The organism is Achromobacter sp. SIMBA_011 (assembly GCF_046535435.1).
GTDB lineage: Bacteria > Pseudomonadota > Gammaproteobacteria > Burkholderiales > Burkholderiaceae_B > Achromobacter > Achromobacter dolens.
In genome coordinates this window covers 43,498-59,392 of sequence record NZ_JAWRWN010000012.1, presented here as the reverse complement: position 1 = coordinate 59,392, position 15,895 = coordinate 43,498, and the positions used below count along the sequence as shown (strand labels likewise).

The following is a 15,895-nucleotide window of genomic DNA, read 5'->3' as shown; positions in this document are numbered from 1 at the left end:
CCCGGCGCGGCGTCACAATCATGGATTGCCCGCTCTCGCTGGCGCCCGCCCGCTGCCCTACAATCGGCCGCTCACCTCCCTTGGTTCCATACCGACTCAAGCAGCGACAGCGACGATGGGAAAGCAAGTCATAGTGCTCGGCGCCGGCATCGTCGGCGTCTGCTGCGCGCTGGAACTGCAGCGGCGCGGCATGCAGGTCACCCTGGTCGACCGCCAGGATCCCGGCCGGGAAACCTCATCCGGCAACGCCGGCGTCCTGGCCCGCAGCTCCCTCATGCCCTTCAACCATCCCGGCCTGTGGCGCCAGTTGCCCCGGCTGCTGCGCAACGACACCGTCCAATTCCGCTATCGCGCCGCGTACCTGGCCCGCAATCTGGGCTGGGCGGCGGGCTTCCTGGCGCGCGCCCGGCCGTCGGTGTTCGGCGAAACCACGGCGGCGCTCGACGGCCTGATCCGGCGCTCCGCCGCCGAACACCTGCGCCTGCTGGACGCGGCCGGCGCGCGCCACCGCCTGCGCGACAGCGGCTGGATCTTCCTGTTCCGCAGCGAACAGGCGTGGCAGGGCGGCGCCCTGGCGCGCCAGGCCTACGCCCGCCACCAGGTGCCGACCCAGGCGCTGGCCCCGGCCGAACTGGCGCAACTGGAGCCGGCCCTGGCGCCGATCTTCCCGCGCGCGCTGTGGATCCAGGGGTCCTATTCGGTGGACGATCCCAGCGCCGTGACCACGGCCTACGCCGACCTGTTCCAGCGCTCGGGCGGCGTCTTCCGCACACTGCAAGCCGCCGCCATCCGCCGCGATGGCGGACGCGGCTGGATCGTGCAAGGCGATGCCGGCACGGAAACGCTGACGGCGCCCGACCTGGTGGTGGCGCTGGGCCCGTGGTCCAAGGCCCTGCTCAAGACCACCGGCATCGACCTGCCGCTGGCGTTCGAGCGCGGCTATCACATGCATTACGGCACCGCCGGCGGCCCGGCGCTGGGCCGCCCCATCTACGACACCGGCGGCGGCTACGTGCTGTCGCCGATGGCGCGCGGCCTGCGGCTGACCACCGGCGTCGAGCTGGACGACTGCGACGCGCCTGCCCGTCCCATCCAGTTGGACCTGGCGGAAACCCGGGCGCGAGAGGCCATCGACCTGGGCGAGCGGCTGGACCCGCGGGCCTGGCTCGGCCGCCGCCCGACGCTGCCGGACAGCCGCCCGATGATCGGCCAGGCGCCGCGCCATCCGGGCCTGTGGCTGGCGCTGGGACACCAGCACATCGGTTTCAGCACGGCGCCCGGCACCGCGCAGATACTAGGGGAATTGATGACCGACGGCGACGCCACCGGCCGCCACGACGCCTTCCGTCCGGGACGATTCCTCTAGGGCGTATCGACATTCACGGGAGCCTCGCATGGCCACGAACGATGCAACCCTCCCGGCCGCGCCCGCGGCCCCCGGCGCCTTTCTCGGCCTGCTGATGCTGGACACGCGCTTTCCGCGCCCGCCCGGCGACGTCGGCAACCCCGAGACCTACGCCCGCGCCGGCATCCCGGCGCGCTTCGTCACGGTGCCGGGCGCCTCGCCGCGCAAGATCGTGCAGGAAGCCGACCCGGCCTTCCTGCGGCCGTTCATCGGTGCCGCCGTGGGTCTGGCGCGCGACGGCGCGGCGCTGATCTCCACCAGTTGCGGTTTCCTGGCGCGCTACCAGGACGCCTTGCAGGCCGCCGTGCCGGTGCCAGTCGTGTCGTCCAGCCTGCTGCAATGCCATGGCCTGGCGCGGGTGGGCATCGTCACCTTCGATGCGGCCTCGCTCGATCGCGCCTTGCTGGATGCGGCCGGCGTGCCCGCCAACGCCGTGGTCGAAGGCCTGGCGCCCGGTTGCGAGATGCAGGCGCGCATCCTGGAAAACGCGCCGGACATGGATCTGGCGCGGGTCGAACGCGACGTGGTCGAGGCGGCCGAACGGCTGGCGCGGCGCGCCCCGGACCTGACCGACATCGTGCTCGAATGCACCAACATGCCGCCCTACCGCGAGGCCGTGGCGCGCGCCACCGGCCTGCCAGTGCACGACATCGAGACGCTGCTGCTGCGCACCTGGCGCGCGCTGGCGGCCTGACCGCCGATCCGCGCGGGCGCCGCGCGCCGGCATGAAAAAACCCGGCGCGATCCCGAGGGATCCGCGCCGGGTCTTGCGCCTGGCGGCGCCCGGAGCGTCCGTTCAGCCCAGCAGCAAGGCGTCGTCCGACAGTTTCTCGCCGCGCACGCGCTCGAACATGGCCAGCAGGTCGGGCACGTCCATGCCGCGACGCTCGTCGCCGGATACGTCCAGCACCACCTGGCCCTGGTGCAGCATCACCGTGCGGTCGCCCACGTCCAACGCCTGGCGCATGCTGTGCGTGACCATCATGGTGGTCAGCTTGCTTTCGGCCACGATGCGCGCCGTCAGTTGCAGCACGAAGTCGGCGGTGCGCGGGTCGAGCGCGGCGGTGTGCTCGTCCAGCAGCAGGATGCGCGACGGCTGCAGCGCCGCCATCAGCAGGCTCACGGCCTGGCGCTGGCCGCCCGAGAGCAGGCCGATGCGGTCGGTCAGGCGGTTTTCCAGGCCCAGCCCGAGCGTGGCCAGGCGTTCGCGGAAACCTTCCTTCATCGAAGTCTTGACCGCGCGGCCATAGCCGCGGCGCGCGCCGCGCAACTGCGCCAGCGCCATGTTCTCTTCGATGGTCAGGTCTTCGCAGGTGCCGGCCATCGGATCCTGGAACACGCGCGCCACGCGCGAGGCGCGGGCCCAGACCGGCTGGCGCGTGACGTCGGCGCCGTCGATCTCGATGCGGCCGGAATCGACCGGCAGGTCGCCCGACACGGCATTCAGGAAGGTCGACTTGCCCGCGCCGTTGGAACCGATGACGGTGACGAACTGGCCCGACGGGATGTCCAGCGACAGCCCGCGCAGCGCCCGCGTCTCGATCGGCGTGCCGGCGTTGAAAGTGATCTTGAGGTCTTTTGCGGACAACATATCAGCGCCCCTTCTTGCCGACCAGCCGGCGCTTGAGCATGGGAATGACCAGGGCGATCGTGACCAGCACCGCGGTGACGAGGTTCAGGTCCTGCGCCTTCAGGCCGATGAAATCGCTGTTCAGCGCCAGCGCGATGAAGAAGCGGTAGACGATGGCGCCGATGATGACGGCCAGCGTGGCCAGCACCAGCTTGCGCGACGGCAGGATGCTTTCGCCGACGATCACGGCGGCCAGGCCGATGACGATGGTGCCGATGCCCATGGAGATGTCGGAACCGCCCTGGGTCTGCGCGAACAGCGCGCCGGCCATCGCGACCAGCGCGTTCGACAGCGCCATGCCGCCCAGGATCATGCGGCCGGTGTTCACGCCCTGCGCGCGGGCCATGCGGCCGTTCGAGCCGGTGGCGCGCACCGCCAGGCCGGTCTGGGTGGCGAAGAACCAGTCCAGCGCCAGCTTGGCCAGGATCACGATGACCACCAGGATCAGCGGCCTCGCCACGTAGTCCGACAGCCAGCCCGGCTGCAGAATGGTGAAGACGGTGGGTTCGGTGATGAGCGGCACGTTGGGCTTGCCCATGATGCGCAGGTTCACGGAATACAGCGCGATCATCATCAGGATGCTGGCCAGCAGATCCATGATCTTGAGCTTGACGTTGAGCCAGCCGGTGACCAGCCCCGCGGCGGCGCCGGCGAAAGTGGCGGCGATGGTGGCCACGAACGGGTCGGTGCCCGAGGCGATCAGCGTGGCACAGACGGCGCCGCCCAGCGGGAAACTGCCGTCAACGGTCAGGTCCGGAAAGCGCAGCAGGCGAAAGGAGATAAATACGCCCAAGGCCACCAGGCTGAAGATCAGGCCGATCTCCAGTGCGCCTAACAACGAGAACAATGACATGGGTCAAATCCAATCAGGTAGGGAACGAGCATATTAGAGATTAGGAACGTCCAACTTCTTGCGTTTCGGGGTCAGTTTTACCCGAGCTTTCGCAATAAACGTTTCCTGCCGTGCGATTTTCTCTCGATTCCTGCCAAGGCGTTGCCGGGCTTGGCGGCCAGGGCCGCAAGCGGGCTGCTTGAGGGACGCTCCGGGGAGCAAAACGCGGCATGCGGTCCGTGACCAACCTGCCGTTCAAGGCCAACGCCATCGCGCCGGGCCGCGCGCACCTTGTGGATGCTGCCGCCCTGTGGACCCCGCGTACCGGCGCGGGGCAAACACAAGAAAACAAGATAAAACAAAACCCCGCTCATGCCGGGTAGGCACGGGCGGGGCCGAACGACTTGCGCTTTACTTTACCACCACCGCGGCCGACTTGATGATCGCGTCGGACAGCGTCACGCCTTGCTTGGCGGCGGCGCCCGGGTTCACGTAGAGCTCCAGCTTGGAGATGGTTTCGGACGGAATCGCGCCGGGCTTCTCGCCCTTGAGGATGCGCACCACGACCTTGCCGGTCTGCACGCCCAGGTCACGGTAATTGATGCCCAGGGCGGCGATGCCGCCGCGCTTGACGCTGTCGGTGTCCGAGGCGATCAGCGGGATCTTGGCGTCGTTGCCGACCTTCACCAGCGACTCGTAGGCCGAGACCACGTTGTTGTCGGTGTTGGTGTAGATGACGTCGACCTTGCCGATCAGGCTGCGGGCGGCGGATGCCACGTCGACCGAACGCGGGGCGGCGGCTTCGACCAGGCTCATGCCCGACTTGGGCAGGATTTCCTGCAGTTTCTTGACCACCACGACCGAGTTGGCCTCGCCCGGGTTGTAGACCATGCCGACGCGCTTGGCGTTGGGCACGATCTTCTTGATCAGCTCGACCTGCTTGTCCAGCGCCAGCAGGTCCGACACGCCGGTGACGTTGGTGCCCGAGGCGTCCATGCTGGCGACCAGTTGGGCGGCGACCGGGTCGGTCACGGCGGAATACACCACCGGCACGTCCTTGGTGGCGGCCACGACGGCCTGGGCCGACGGGGTGGCGATGGCGACGATGGCGTCGGGCTTGTCGCCGACGAACTTGCGCGCGATCTGGGCGGCGGTGCCGGTGTTGCCCTGGGCGCTCTGGTACTGCCACTTCAGGTTCTTGCCCGGCTCGTAGCCGGCTTGCTTGAGGGCGTCCTGCACCCCGTCACGCACGGCGTCCAGCGCCGGGTGCTCGACGATGGCGGTGACCGCCACCGACTTCTGCTGCGCCGCCACCGGCGCGGCGATCGCCATCGCCAGCGCCATTGCGCCAACCGTCAGAAAATGTTTTTTTCCGATCAGCATAGGTAAGCTCCTTGAACCCTTGGTATTTGTTCATTATTACGGCTGTTCCGCGGGCTTCCCCACGGTCCGGACAGCCGTAAAGCCGTATAGTCTAACGTGTCGCAACCCAAATTCACTTGGGGGGAATCCCTGAAATGGTGCATGCGTGGCGCGGCTGCCCCATGCCGGGGCGGGCGGCGCCAATATACTAAAAGCGCCGCGCCCGCGCGACACGACATCCGCGACATCCAAAGGGCCACATCATGATCAAACGCGCATTGGGCCGCTCCGGCCTGCAGATCCCTCCCCTCACCTTCGGCGGCAACGTCTTCGGCTGGACCGTCGACGAGGCCGGCACGTTCTCGCTGCTGGACGCGCTGGTCGACGCCGGCCTGAATTTCATCGACACCGCCGACGTCTATTCGCGCTGGGTGCCCGGCAACCAGGGCGGTGAATCCGAAACCCTGATCGGCAAGTGGCTCAAGCGCTCGGGCAAGCGCGACCGCGTGCTGATCGCCACCAAGGTCGGCATGGAGATGGGTCCGGACGCCAAGGGCCTGGCGCCGGCCTACATCCGGCGCGCGCTGGAGGCGTCGCTGGCGCGGCTGCAGACCGACCACATCGACCTGTACCAGTCACACAAGGACGATCCCGACACGCCGCTGACCGACACGCTGGGCGAATACGCCAAGCTGATCGAGGCCGGCAAGGTGCGCGCCATCGGCGCCTCCAACTACACCGCGGTGCGGCTGTCCGAAGCGCTGATCGCCAGCGAACGCCACAACCTGCCGCGCTACGAGAGCATCCAGCCGGAATACAACCTGTACAGCCGGGAGCCGTTCGAGGCGCACCTGCAGGCGCTGGTCAAGGCGCAGGATCTGGGCACCATCAACTACTACGCGCTGGCCAGCGGCTTTCTCAGCGGCAAGTACCGCGGCCCGGCCGACGTCGGCAAGAGCGCGCGCGGCAAGAAGATCGTCGACACGTACCTGAACGACCGCGGCTACCGCATCCTCAAGGCGCTGGATGAAGTCGCCGAGGATGCCAACTGTACGCCCGCCCAGGCCGCGCTGGCCTGGCAGATCGCGCAGCCCGGCATCACCTCGCCGATCGTCAGCGCCACGTCGCTGGCGCAGTTGGACGAACTGGTCAAGGCCGCCAGCCTGACGCTGACGCGCGACCAACTGGCCAGGCTCAGCCTGGCCAGCGACTGGCGTTGACACGCGCCCGCGCCAACGCCACGGGCGTCAATCCAGCTTGACGCCCGAGTCCGACACCACCTTGGCCCAGCGCGACACCTCGCTGTCGACGAACTTGCCGAAGGCCGGCCCGGTCAGGGTCGGAATGGCGGTGCCGTTGCTCTCCCAGGTCTCCTTGATCTTCGGCGTGTTCAGGGCCTTGGTGATTTCCGCCGTCATGCGGTCCACCGCCTCCTGCGGCGTGCCCGCGGGCGCCCAGATCGCGTACCAGGTCGACACCACGTAGTTCGGCACCCCGGCCTCGGCCGCGGTCGGCACGTCCGGCAGCGACGGCGAGCGCTTGTCGGCGGCCACCGCCAGCGGCTTGATCGCGCCCGAGCGGATATGACCCGATGACGAGCCCAGGCCGTCGAACGCCAGGTCCACCTGCCCGCCGATCAGCGCGGTCAGCATCGGCCCCGCGCCCTGGTACGGCACGTCGACCAGCTTGATGCCGGTCTGCATGGCGAACAGTTCGCCGGCCAGGTGGTGGGTGCTGCCCTTGCCGGCCGTGCCGAAGTTGATGTCGCCGGGATGCTGCTTGGCGTAGGCAATGAATTCCTGCAGCGTCTTGACGGGCAGCTTGGTGGCATTGATGACCACCACCTGCGGCGGCTGCGCCACCAGCGCCACCGGCACGAAGTCCTTCTGGATGTTGTAGTTCAGGCTCTTGTACAGCGACGGCGCCAGCGCATGGTGCGCGCCCCCCATGAAGAAGGTGTAGCCGTCCGGCCGCGCCTTGGCGGCCACGCCCGCGCCGACGGTGCCGCCGGCGCCGCCCTTGTTGTCGATCACCACCGACTGGCCCAGTTGCATCGTCAACTGCTGGGCCAGCGGCCGGGCGAAGGTATCGGTGCCGCCCCCGGCGGGAAAGGGCACGATGAGCGTGATGGGCCGTTCCGGCCAGGACGCGGCGCTGGCGGTGCCAGCGAAACCGGCGGCCAGCGTGGCCAGCAGGGTCGCGGCGAACATGCGGTATTTCATATTGTCTCCTCTTGCTGCAGCGTGGGGACGGCGCGTTTCCCGCGTCTCGTCTCTTGTGTTCTTGGGTTGGGATGCTGCCTGGTTCGGGAATCGTTCTGGAAAGGGGGCGGGCTCCTTGGAAAAAAATGGCCGGTCTGCGTGGACCGGCCTGGCATGACGACGCTACAGCGCCTGATAGGTTTCGCGCAGCACGTTCTTCTGCACCTTGCCCATGGTGTTGCGCGGCAGTTGGTCAACGATGTGCACGCGCTTGGGCACCTTGAAGTTGGCGATGCGCGCCTTCAGCTCGGCCTGCATCGCGGCGGCGTCCAGCGTGGCGCCGTCCTTGGGCACCACCACCGCCACCACCGCTTCGCCGAAATCGGCATGCGGCACGCCGATGACGGCCGATTCGGCCACGCCCGGCATGTCGTCGATCAGCGTCTCGATCTCTTTCGGATAGACATTGAAGCCACCGGAGATGATCAGGTCCTTGCTGCGGCCGACGATCGACAGATAGTCGGCAGGCACGTCGCGGCCAGCGGATTCGCCGCCCCAGCGGCCCACGTCGCCGGTCTTGAACCAGCCATCCTGCGTGAATTCCTCGCGCGTCTTTTCCGGCATGCGCCAGTAGCCCGAGAACACGTTGGGCCCGCGCACCTGCACGTTGCCGATCTCGCCCGGCGCCAGCGCGATGCCGGCATCGTCCACCACCCGCACCTGCACGCCCGGCAACGCCCGGCCCACAGTGCCGGCCAGGCGTTCGCCATCGGCCGCGTCATACGGATTGGAGGTCAGCATGACGGTCTCGCTCATGCCGTAGCGTTCCAGGATGGCGTGGCCGCTGCGCTCGCGGAAATCGTTGAAGGTCTCGGACAGCAGCGGCGCCGAGCCCGAGATGAACAGGCGCATGTTGGCGCAGACCTCGCGGTTGAAGCGCTTGTCGGCCAGCAGCCGCACGTAATAGGTCGGCACGCCCATCATCACGGTGCTTTGCGGCAGGTAGCGCAGCGCCTGGTCGGCGTCCAGCTTGGGCAGCCAGATCATCTTCGCGCCGGCCAGCAGCGCGCCGTGCGAGGCGACGAACAAACCGTGCACGTGGAAGATCGGCAGCATGTGCAGCAGCACGTCGTCCGAGCGCCAGCCCCAGTACTTGTGCAGCACCTGCGCGTTGGACGCCAGGTTGCCATGCGACAGCATCGCGCCCTTGCTGCGGCCGGTGGTGCCGGACGTGTAGAGAATCGCGGCCAGGTCGTCCGGCGTGCGCTTGACGGTCTTGAAGGTCTGCGACAGGCCGCCAGCGGCCTCAAGCAGCGTGCCGGTGCGGTCTTCGTCGAGCGTGTAGACATGCGCGCAGCCGGCCTTGTCGGCGGCGCGCTGGACCCAGTCGCGGTTCTTGCCGGCGCAGACCACCACGGCCGGCTCGGCGTTGCCCAGGAAATACTCGATCTCGGCTTCGCGATAAGCGGTGTTCAGCGGCAGGTACACCAGGCCGGCGCGCAGCGTGGCCAGGTACAGCAACAGGGCTTCGGGCGATTTCTCGACCTGCACCGCGACCCGCGCGCCCTCGGGCAGCTTGAGCGAGGCCAGCAGATTGGCCAGGCAGGCCGTGGCGCGGTCGATGTCGTCCCAGGTGTAGGCCAGCTCGGGGGTTTCGAGCGCGACCTGTTTGCGATCGGCGGGGAATCCGCCCTCCAGCACAGCGTATAGATTGGCGTTGCTCACCGTTTTCAGTCTCCGGAGAAGTGGGGGTCTACGCCGGCCAGGAAAGCGCGCACGCCCTCCTTGTGGTCCCGGCTGTCGGCGTAGGAGAAATAATCCTGGTATTCGGCTTCGGTCAAGGCGCCGCCCTGCGCCAGGCGCGCCGACAGGCGCTTGTTGATGCGGGCGGCCAGCGGCGCGCCCTGGCAGATGCGTTCGGCGCTGCGCCGGGCCTGCGCGGCCACCTCGGCATCGGCCACGATGCGCGTCAGCAATCCCAGGTCGCGCGCCTCGGCGGCGCCGAACACGCGGCCTTCGAGCAGGATGGCCAGCGTCGCGGCGCGGCCGGCCAATGCCAGCAGGCCGCGCATCTCGTCGGGCGCCATGGGAAAGCCCAGCCGGTTGATCGGCACGCCAAAGCGCGCCGATTCGCCGGCGATGCGCAGGTCGCACTGGCAGGCGATCTCCAGCCCGCCGCCGACGCACACGCCTTCGATCTGCGCCACCACCGGCTGCGGGCATTGCGCCACGGCCATCAATGCGGGCGCCAGTATCTCGCGGTGGTAGCGCTGCACGCCCGCGGCGTCGGCGCGCTCGGCCGGAAACTCGCGGATGTCCGCGCCCGCGGCGAAATTGCCGCCCTCGCCGCGCACGATCACGCAGCGCAGCGCGTCGTCGGCGGCGATGCGCGTGAACACGTCGCGCAGTTCGCGCCACATGCGCACGGTGATGGCGTTCAGGCGCCCCGGGTGCGACAGTGTCACCCAGGCCAGTTGCCCGTCGCGTTGCAGCAGCACACGGCCTGCCGTGTTGTCCGTCATGTCCCCTCGCTGGTTATCGGTTTTTATGTGGCGACGCGCCGCCGCTCAGGCCGCGCGTAACACGCTGCGGCTCACTTGCGGCTTGCCTTCATGCAGGCGCGCCAGGTTGCCGTCCAGTTCATCCAGGTCGTACAGGTAATTGACCATCAGGCCGCAGGACTGCTTGAGTCCCTTGGCCGAGGTGTCCGCCGCCCAGTTCAGGCGCTCGATACGCGCGCCGTTGCCCAGGTGGAAGCGCGCCACCGCGTCCAGCGGCAGACCGTTCTTCATGGCCTGCAGATAGTGCGCGGCCAGGCGGAAGGCGGCGCGCTTGACCACGTCGGGCGTCGCCTTGCCCTGCGCGGCGCGCGCCAGCCGCGCTGCCCAGCGCTGGCCGTCCGGCACGCCGGCGCGCTGGCGCGTCTTGGCGCGCGACTTGTCCTCGCGCACGATGGCCTCGACCGCGTCGGCGTCGAGCTTGCCAAGCCAATCGGCGAACCCCGGAATCGGCGACAGGGTCGCGAACGACTTGAGCTGCGGCAGTTCTTCCAGCAATTGCTCGACCACGCGCTTGAGCAGGAAATTGCCGAAGCTGATGCCCTTGAGCCCCGCCTGCGTGTTCGAGATCGAATAGAAGATCGCCCAGCGCGCCTTGCCCAAATCCTGCCGCGGCGCGGCGCTGTCCAGCACCGCCTGCACGTTGTCGGCCATGCTGCCGGCGAACGCCACCTCGACGAAGATCAGCGGCACGTCCGGCATCTGCGGATGGAAATAGGCGTAGCAGCGGCGATCCGGCGCAACCCGGTGGCGCAGGTCGTCCCACGACTGGATCTCGTGCACCGCCTCGTAGATGATCAGCTTCTCCAGCAGCGAGGCCGGCGAGTCCCAGGTCAGCGGCCGCAGCTCCAGCAGGCCGACGTCGAACCAGGCCGACAGCAGGCCTTCCAGGTCTTTGTCGAGCGCCTGGACGCCGGCCACCTGCTTGCGCCAGCGCAGCATGTCGGCGCGCAGTTCCACCAGGAAGCGCAGGCCCGCGGGCTGCGCGTTCAGGCGCTTGAAGAAGCGCACGCCCTCGCCGCCATCGCCGGCGAAGGTGCCGCGCACCTGCGTCAGCGCGGCCAGCATCAGCCGACGGTCCTTGCCGTCGGCCGCCGCATAGAGCTCGCGCCAGCGCCGCGCCAGCTTGTTGGCGGCCACGTCGGTCAGGCGGGCCTCGAACAGCCGCCGCACTTCGGATTCGCTCGGCAGCCGGCCGCGTTCCCACAGGCGGCCCAGGCGCGTGATCAGGCTGTCGCCGACCTGCGCGGCGGCATCGCCCGACTCGACGTCGGTGTCAGGCGTGCGTGCGCCGCGCGCGGACTCGAGATGGACGGGTGCGTTCATGGACGGGCTCCTCTGCAACGGGAAGATCGGAAAGCGATGGCGCCTGGTCATCGGCCGCCAGGGCGCGCAGCACTTCGAGCTGGCGCATCAGGTGATGGCGCGCCAGCGCCTCGGCGCGTTCGGGATCGCGCGCCTTCAGCGCCTCGAAGATGGCCAGGTGCTCGGCGCAGGATTCCTCGATGCGGCCGGGCCAGGCCAGGCTGCGGTGGCGCGACAGGCTCAGCACCTTGCGCAGGTTGCCCACCATGTCGACCAGCCACTGGTTACCGGCGAGCGCCTGCACCGCTTCGTGGATCAGGTAATTGGTCTGGTAATACGCATCGATGCGGCCGGCGGCGGCATGGCCGGCCAGCGCCTCGTGCAAGGGCGCCAGCGCCTCGAGTTGCGCATCCGACGCCTTGCGGGCGGCCTCGTGGGCGCAGCGGCCTTCCAGCATGGCCATCAACGGAAAGATGTCTTCCAGGTCCTGCGCCGACAGTTCATTGACGAAGCAGCCGCGGCGCGGCTCCAGCCGCACCAGGCCCTCGGTGGCCAGTACTTTCAGCGCCTCGCGCAAGGGCGTGCGCGAGATGCCCAGCTCGCCCGCCAGGCGCAGCTCGTCGATCCATTCGCCGTTGCGCAGCGCGCGCGCATGGATCATGGCGCGAAGACGGTCCGCGACTTCCAGGTACAGGGCTTGCCGGACGATGGGTGAGGTCATGGGCAGACGGCCTGACAGCGCCGTAATTCATAATTATGAATAAGCCCATCATAGCGCTGTCCCAATGAATCAGACTAGTCGGATGTCGTAGGGACTTGCCCCAGGGTCCCCTTCGCGCCTCGGCTGCGTGCGAACGGGCATGCCGCCGCGGCCACGTGGCCGCGGGAAAACAGGGACGCCTAAAAATGCAGGATGCCGTCGACCGCGTGGCGGGTCAGCGAACGGGCCCAGCGGCGCGCCGGCAGTCCATACCGGGATTCGACCGCCTCGGCCCGCGCCAGCAGGTCGGCCGGCGTGACGGCAAGGCGCGGACCGGAAAACGCCAGCACGATCTGGTTGCCGGCGTCGATCTCGGGCAGCAGCACGATGCGGTCGTCAAAGGCCTTGGACAGATTGTCGATATTCTTGCCGAAGCTCTCATGGCGGCCGAACAGGTTCACCGCCACCACCCCGACCTCGCCCAGCACGCGGCGGCAGTCGCGGTAGAACTTGACGCTGTCGCGCACCGGCCCCTGCGCCGAGGCGTCGTACAGGTCGACCATCAGCACCGGGCAGCGCCCCGCGTTGAGCGGATCGGCGGCCCATTCGGCGGCGTCGGCGTGCTCGACGAGCAGCCGGTTCTCGCCGGGCAGGCGGAAGAACATGTGGCAGGCGGCGGTGACGCGCGGGTTCCATTCCACCGCCAGCAGCGGCGCGCGCGTCTGCTTGGCGCAGAACCGCGCCAGCGAACCGGCGCCCAGGCCGAACATGCCGATGGCCTCGTCCTTCGGCGGCTCCAGGAACAGCAGCCAGGCCATCATCTGGCTGGTGTATTCCAGTACCAGTTCCGCCGGGTTCTTGATGCGCATGGCGCCCTGGACCCATTCGGTGTTGAAGTGCAGATAGCGCACGCCGTCCACTTCCGACAGGGTCGGCTGGTCGAGTTCGGAGGGGAATTTGGATTTGTACATGGCGCGATTGTAGGGCCGCCGCGGGCGGACCCTTGCGGCCCGCCCGCGGGGCATCGATGCGCCGTCGACGGCGCGTCGATGACGGCGCCTCGATGAGGCGTCGCTCAGATGCGCTCGAAGATCGCCGCGATGCCCTGGCCGCCGCCGATGCACATGGTCACCAGCGCGTAGCGGCCCTGCACGCGCTGCAGTTCATGCAGCGCCTTGACCGTGATGATGGCGCCGGTGGCGCCGATCGGGTGGCCCAGGCCGATGCCGCTGCCGTTGGGGTTGACCTTGGCCGGGTCCAGCTTCAGTTCGCGGGTCACGGCGCACGCCTGCGCGGCGAAGGCCTCGTTGGCCTCGATCACGTCGAGTTGATCCACCGTCAGGCCGGCGCGCTTGAGCGCGGCCTGCGTGGCCGGCACGGGACCGATGCCCATGATGGTCGGATCAACGCCCGCATGGGCGTATGCCACCAGGCGCGCCAGCGGCTTGACGCCGCGCTTGGCCGCCACCGAGGCGTTCATCAGCACCAGCGCGCCGGCGCCGTCGTTCAGCCCCGAGGCATTGCCGGCGGTGACGGTGCCGTTTTCCTTCTGGAATACCGGCTTGAGCGCGGCCAGGCTGTCGGCCGTGACATCGCGGCGCACGTGCTCGTCGGTGTCGAACACCACTTCGCCCTTGCGGGTCTTCTGCACGATCGGCACGATCTGGTCGCGGAAATAGCCGGCCTCGATGGCGTTGGCGGCGCGACGGTGCGATTCGGCGGCCAGCGCGTCCTGGTCCTGGCGGCTGACGCCGAACCGGGCCGCGACGTTCTCGGCGGTCACGCCCATGTGCATGCGGCCGAACGGATCCGACAACGCGCCGGTCATCATGTCCTGCATCACGCTGTCGCCCATGCGCGCGCCCCAGCGCTGCGCCGGCGCGATGTAGGGCGCGCGGCTCATGCTCTCGGCGCCCGCGCCGATGGCGATCTCGGCGTCGCCCAGCAGGATGGTCTGCGCCGCCGAGACGATGGCCTGCAGGCCCGAACCGCACAGGCGGTTGACGTTGAAGGCCGGCGTCTCCTTGGCAATGCCCGCGTTCATGGCGGCCACGCGCGACAGGTACATGTCGCGCGGTTCCGTATTGATGACGTGGCCCACGGCGACGTGGCCGACCTCGTCGCCCTTGACGCCCGCGCGCTCCAACGCCGCCTTGATGACCGTGGCGCCCAGATCGCAGGGCGGCACGTCTTTCAGCGCGCCGCCAAAGTCGCCGATGGCGGTACGGACGGCGGACGCGACGATGACTTCATTCATGATGTTTCCTCCTGGTTATCTGTCCATCATACTCGCGCGCCCGGCGCCTCCCGCCGCCTCTCGGCGCGCCCTTCTCGCCAGGCGAAAGTCGCCTTGCCGGCGCCGTGGAAAAACCCCGCGCTCCCCGGGCAATCCCTAATCCCGACCACAATTGACAGCGCTGTCATTTTTGCAGACACTAGCTTCGCCGGTATCTGCCGGTCAACGAAAAACAAGCCGCGACGGCCCTCGGCACGGGCGGCATCAGGAGACAAAGTCATGGCAATACCTCCCTGCCTCGCGGCAGCGGCAGGGACCGGCGTGCACCTGCGGCCCCTGCGTTTCCCGTCCCACCCCGCGCGATCCAACCGCTGGCTGCCCTGGCTGCTGATGGCCGGCCTGCTGTCGGCCGCCGGCGCGGCCCGGGCCTACGACCTGCAGACCAGCCCCTACCTGCTGGGCGACTGGGGCGGCCTGCGCACCCGCCTGGCCGAAAGCGGCGTGACGCTGAATCTGGGCTACACCGGCGAGGCCGCCCACAACTTCAGCGGCGGCCAGGACAAACTGACGCGCTACACCGACCAGTGGGTCATCGGCGCCACGATGGATCTGGACAAGCTGCTCGGCTGGCATGGCGGCACGTTCCAGATGACCATCACCGACCGCAACGGCCGCAACCTGGGCGCCGACGCGGGCATCGGCAACAACATGCTGATCCAGGAGGTCTACGGCCGCGGCCAGACCTGGCACATGACGCAGTTCTGGTTGAACCAGGCCTTCCTGGACAACCGGGTGCAGTGGAAGATCGGCCGCCTCACCGTGGGCGAGGACTTCGCCAGCTTTTCCTGCGACTTCCAGAACCTGACCTTCTGCGGCTCGCAGCCCGGCAACCTGGTGGGCAGCTACTGGGTCAACTGGCCGACCAGCCAGTGGGCCACGCGCCTGAAGGTCAACACGTCCGAGCAGACCTACGTGCAGGCAGGCGTCTACCAGGTCAATCCGAACTACGTGGACGACGGCTATGCGCGCCGCCACGGCCTGTCGCTGGACAATCCCGACGGCACCACCGGCGCCCTGATCCCGCTCGAAGTCGGCTGGCTGCCGGCCTGGAACGGCCTGCCCGGTTCGTACAAGTTCGGCGCCTGGTACAACACCTCCGATGGCAAGGATCTGTACCAGGACATCAACCACGCGCCGCGCGGCCAGACCGGGCTGGCGCCGCGCGAACGCAACGGCCAGTACGGCTTCTACATCAACTTCGAGCAGCAGGTCAGCGGCGCCGCCGGCGGCCGCGGCGCCTCGGTGTTCCTGAACGTGTCGCAGGCCGACCGCGCCACCGCCGCGCAGGATCACCAGATCGCGCTCGGGCTGCAGTACAAAGGACCGTTCGGCCTGGCGCGCGACGTCATCGGCGTGGCGATCGGCGCGACCCACAACAACGGCCGCTATGCCGACTACGCGCGCCAGCAGGACCAGCGCCTGGGCACCAGCACCAAGGTGGGCGACGGCTACGAGTACGTGGCCGAGGCCTACTACAGTTGGTCGCCGATCCCGTCCGTTTACCTGCGCCCCAATCTGCAGTACATCAGGCATCCTGGCGGCACCAGCGCCAACCACGACGCCTTCATCGCAGGCTTGAAGACCGGCATCACATTCTGAGCGCGAC

The 15,895-nt window shown here is 68.5% G+C and carries 15 protein-coding genes; 5 read left to right on the top strand and 10 right to left on the bottom strand.

The features are described 5' to 3' along the window. Positions 1-115: 115 nt before the first annotated feature. Together SB816_RS27710 and SB816_RS27705 are read left to right on the top strand one after the other, a co-directional pair. Positions 116-1,366 (top strand): NAD(P)/FAD-dependent oxidoreductase, encoded by a 1,251-nt coding sequence (locus SB816_RS27710; RefSeq protein ID WP_144654585.1) that lies wholly within the window; start codon positions 116-118, stop codon positions 1,364-1,366. A gap of 28 nt (positions 1,367-1,394) precedes the next feature. After that, positions 1,395-2,099, top strand: a complete 705-nt coding sequence (locus SB816_RS27705) for an aspartate/glutamate racemase family protein (RefSeq protein ID WP_410547815.1) — start codon at positions 1,395-1,397, stop codon at positions 2,097-2,099. Between the two features lie 102 nt (positions 2,100-2,201). On the opposite strand, the gene SB816_RS27700 is transcribed toward SB816_RS27705, so the two are convergent. Then, positions 2,202-2,996, bottom strand: coding sequence for an ABC transporter ATP-binding protein (locus SB816_RS27700; RefSeq protein ID WP_054503238.1), 795 nt, complete (start codon positions 2,994-2,996; stop codon positions 2,202-2,204). Position 2,997: 1 nt separating this feature from the next. Continuing rightward, positions 2,998-3,888 (bottom strand): ABC transporter permease, encoded by an 891-nt coding sequence (locus SB816_RS27695; protein ID WP_049072730.1) that lies wholly within the window; start codon positions 3,886-3,888, stop codon positions 2,998-3,000. A gap of 209 nt (positions 3,889-4,097) precedes the next feature. Here SB816_RS27695 and SB816_RS27690 point away from each other — a divergent pair, with 209 nt between their 5' ends. After that, on the top strand, positions 4,098-4,250 hold the full coding sequence (locus SB816_RS27690; RefSeq protein WP_155755470.1) for a hypothetical protein: 153 nt from the start codon (positions 4,098-4,100) through the stop codon (positions 4,248-4,250). 28 nt (positions 4,251-4,278) lie between these two features. Here SB816_RS27690 and SB816_RS27685 read toward each other — a convergent pair whose 3' ends face one another. After that, positions 4,279-5,250 (bottom strand): ABC transporter substrate-binding protein, encoded by a 972-nt coding sequence (locus SB816_RS27685; protein WP_049072728.1) that lies wholly within the window; start codon positions 5,248-5,250, stop codon positions 4,279-4,281. Positions 5,251-5,492: 242 nt separating this feature from the next. On the opposite strand from SB816_RS27685, the gene SB816_RS27680 reads away from it, so the two are divergent. After that, complete coding sequence (locus SB816_RS27680) at positions 5,493-6,449, top strand: aldo/keto reductase (protein ID WP_144654583.1); 957 nt, start codon at positions 5,493-5,495, stop codon at positions 6,447-6,449. A 27-nt stretch (positions 6,450-6,476) separates the two neighbouring features. On the opposite strand, the gene SB816_RS27675 is transcribed toward SB816_RS27680, so the two are convergent. The 7 genes from SB816_RS27675 to bktB form a co-directional block, all read right to left on the bottom strand. After that, complete coding sequence (locus SB816_RS27675) at positions 6,477-7,451, bottom strand: Bug family tripartite tricarboxylate transporter substrate binding protein (RefSeq protein WP_049072725.1); 975 nt, start codon at positions 7,449-7,451, stop codon at positions 6,477-6,479. A gap of 162 nt (positions 7,452-7,613) precedes the next feature. After that, complete coding sequence (locus SB816_RS27670; RefSeq protein WP_144654582.1) at positions 7,614-9,155, bottom strand: malonate--CoA ligase; 1,542 nt, start codon at positions 9,153-9,155, stop codon at positions 7,614-7,616. Positions 9,156-9,160: 5 nt separating this feature from the next. Then, the gene (locus SB816_RS27665) at positions 9,161-9,952 is read right to left on the bottom strand and encodes an enoyl-CoA hydratase/isomerase family protein (protein WP_116792140.1); all 792 of its coding nucleotides are present in this window, start codon (positions 9,950-9,952) and stop codon (positions 9,161-9,163) included. 45 nt (positions 9,953-9,997) lie between these two features. Next, positions 9,998-11,314 carry a malonyl-CoA decarboxylase domain-containing protein gene (locus SB816_RS27660; RefSeq protein ID WP_054503242.1) on the bottom strand — a complete coding sequence of 439 codons (1,317 nt, stop codon included), beginning with the start codon at positions 11,312-11,314 and terminating at the stop codon, positions 9,998-10,000. Continuing rightward, complete coding sequence (locus SB816_RS27655) at positions 11,265-12,014, bottom strand: GntR family transcriptional regulator (protein WP_054503243.1); 750 nt, start codon at positions 12,012-12,014, stop codon at positions 11,265-11,267. The genes SB816_RS27660 and SB816_RS27655 overlap by 50 nt, the downstream gene beginning before the upstream one ends. Before the next feature lie 179 nt (positions 12,015-12,193). Next, positions 12,194-12,964, bottom strand: a complete 771-nt coding sequence (locus SB816_RS27650; RefSeq protein WP_054503244.1) for a spermidine synthase — start codon at positions 12,962-12,964, stop codon at positions 12,194-12,196. Between the two features lie 104 nt (positions 12,965-13,068). Then, positions 13,069-14,250, bottom strand: coding sequence for a beta-ketothiolase BktB (gene bktB / locus SB816_RS27645; RefSeq protein ID WP_054503245.1), 1,182 nt, complete (start codon positions 14,248-14,250; stop codon positions 13,069-13,071). A gap of 369 nt (positions 14,251-14,619) precedes the next feature. On the opposite strand from bktB, the gene SB816_RS27640 reads away from it, so the two are divergent. After that, positions 14,620-15,888 carry a carbohydrate porin gene (locus SB816_RS27640; protein ID WP_054503321.1) on the top strand — a complete coding sequence of 423 codons (1,269 nt, stop codon included), beginning with the start codon at positions 14,620-14,622 and terminating at the stop codon, positions 15,886-15,888. Positions 15,889-15,895: the final 7 nt, after the last annotated feature.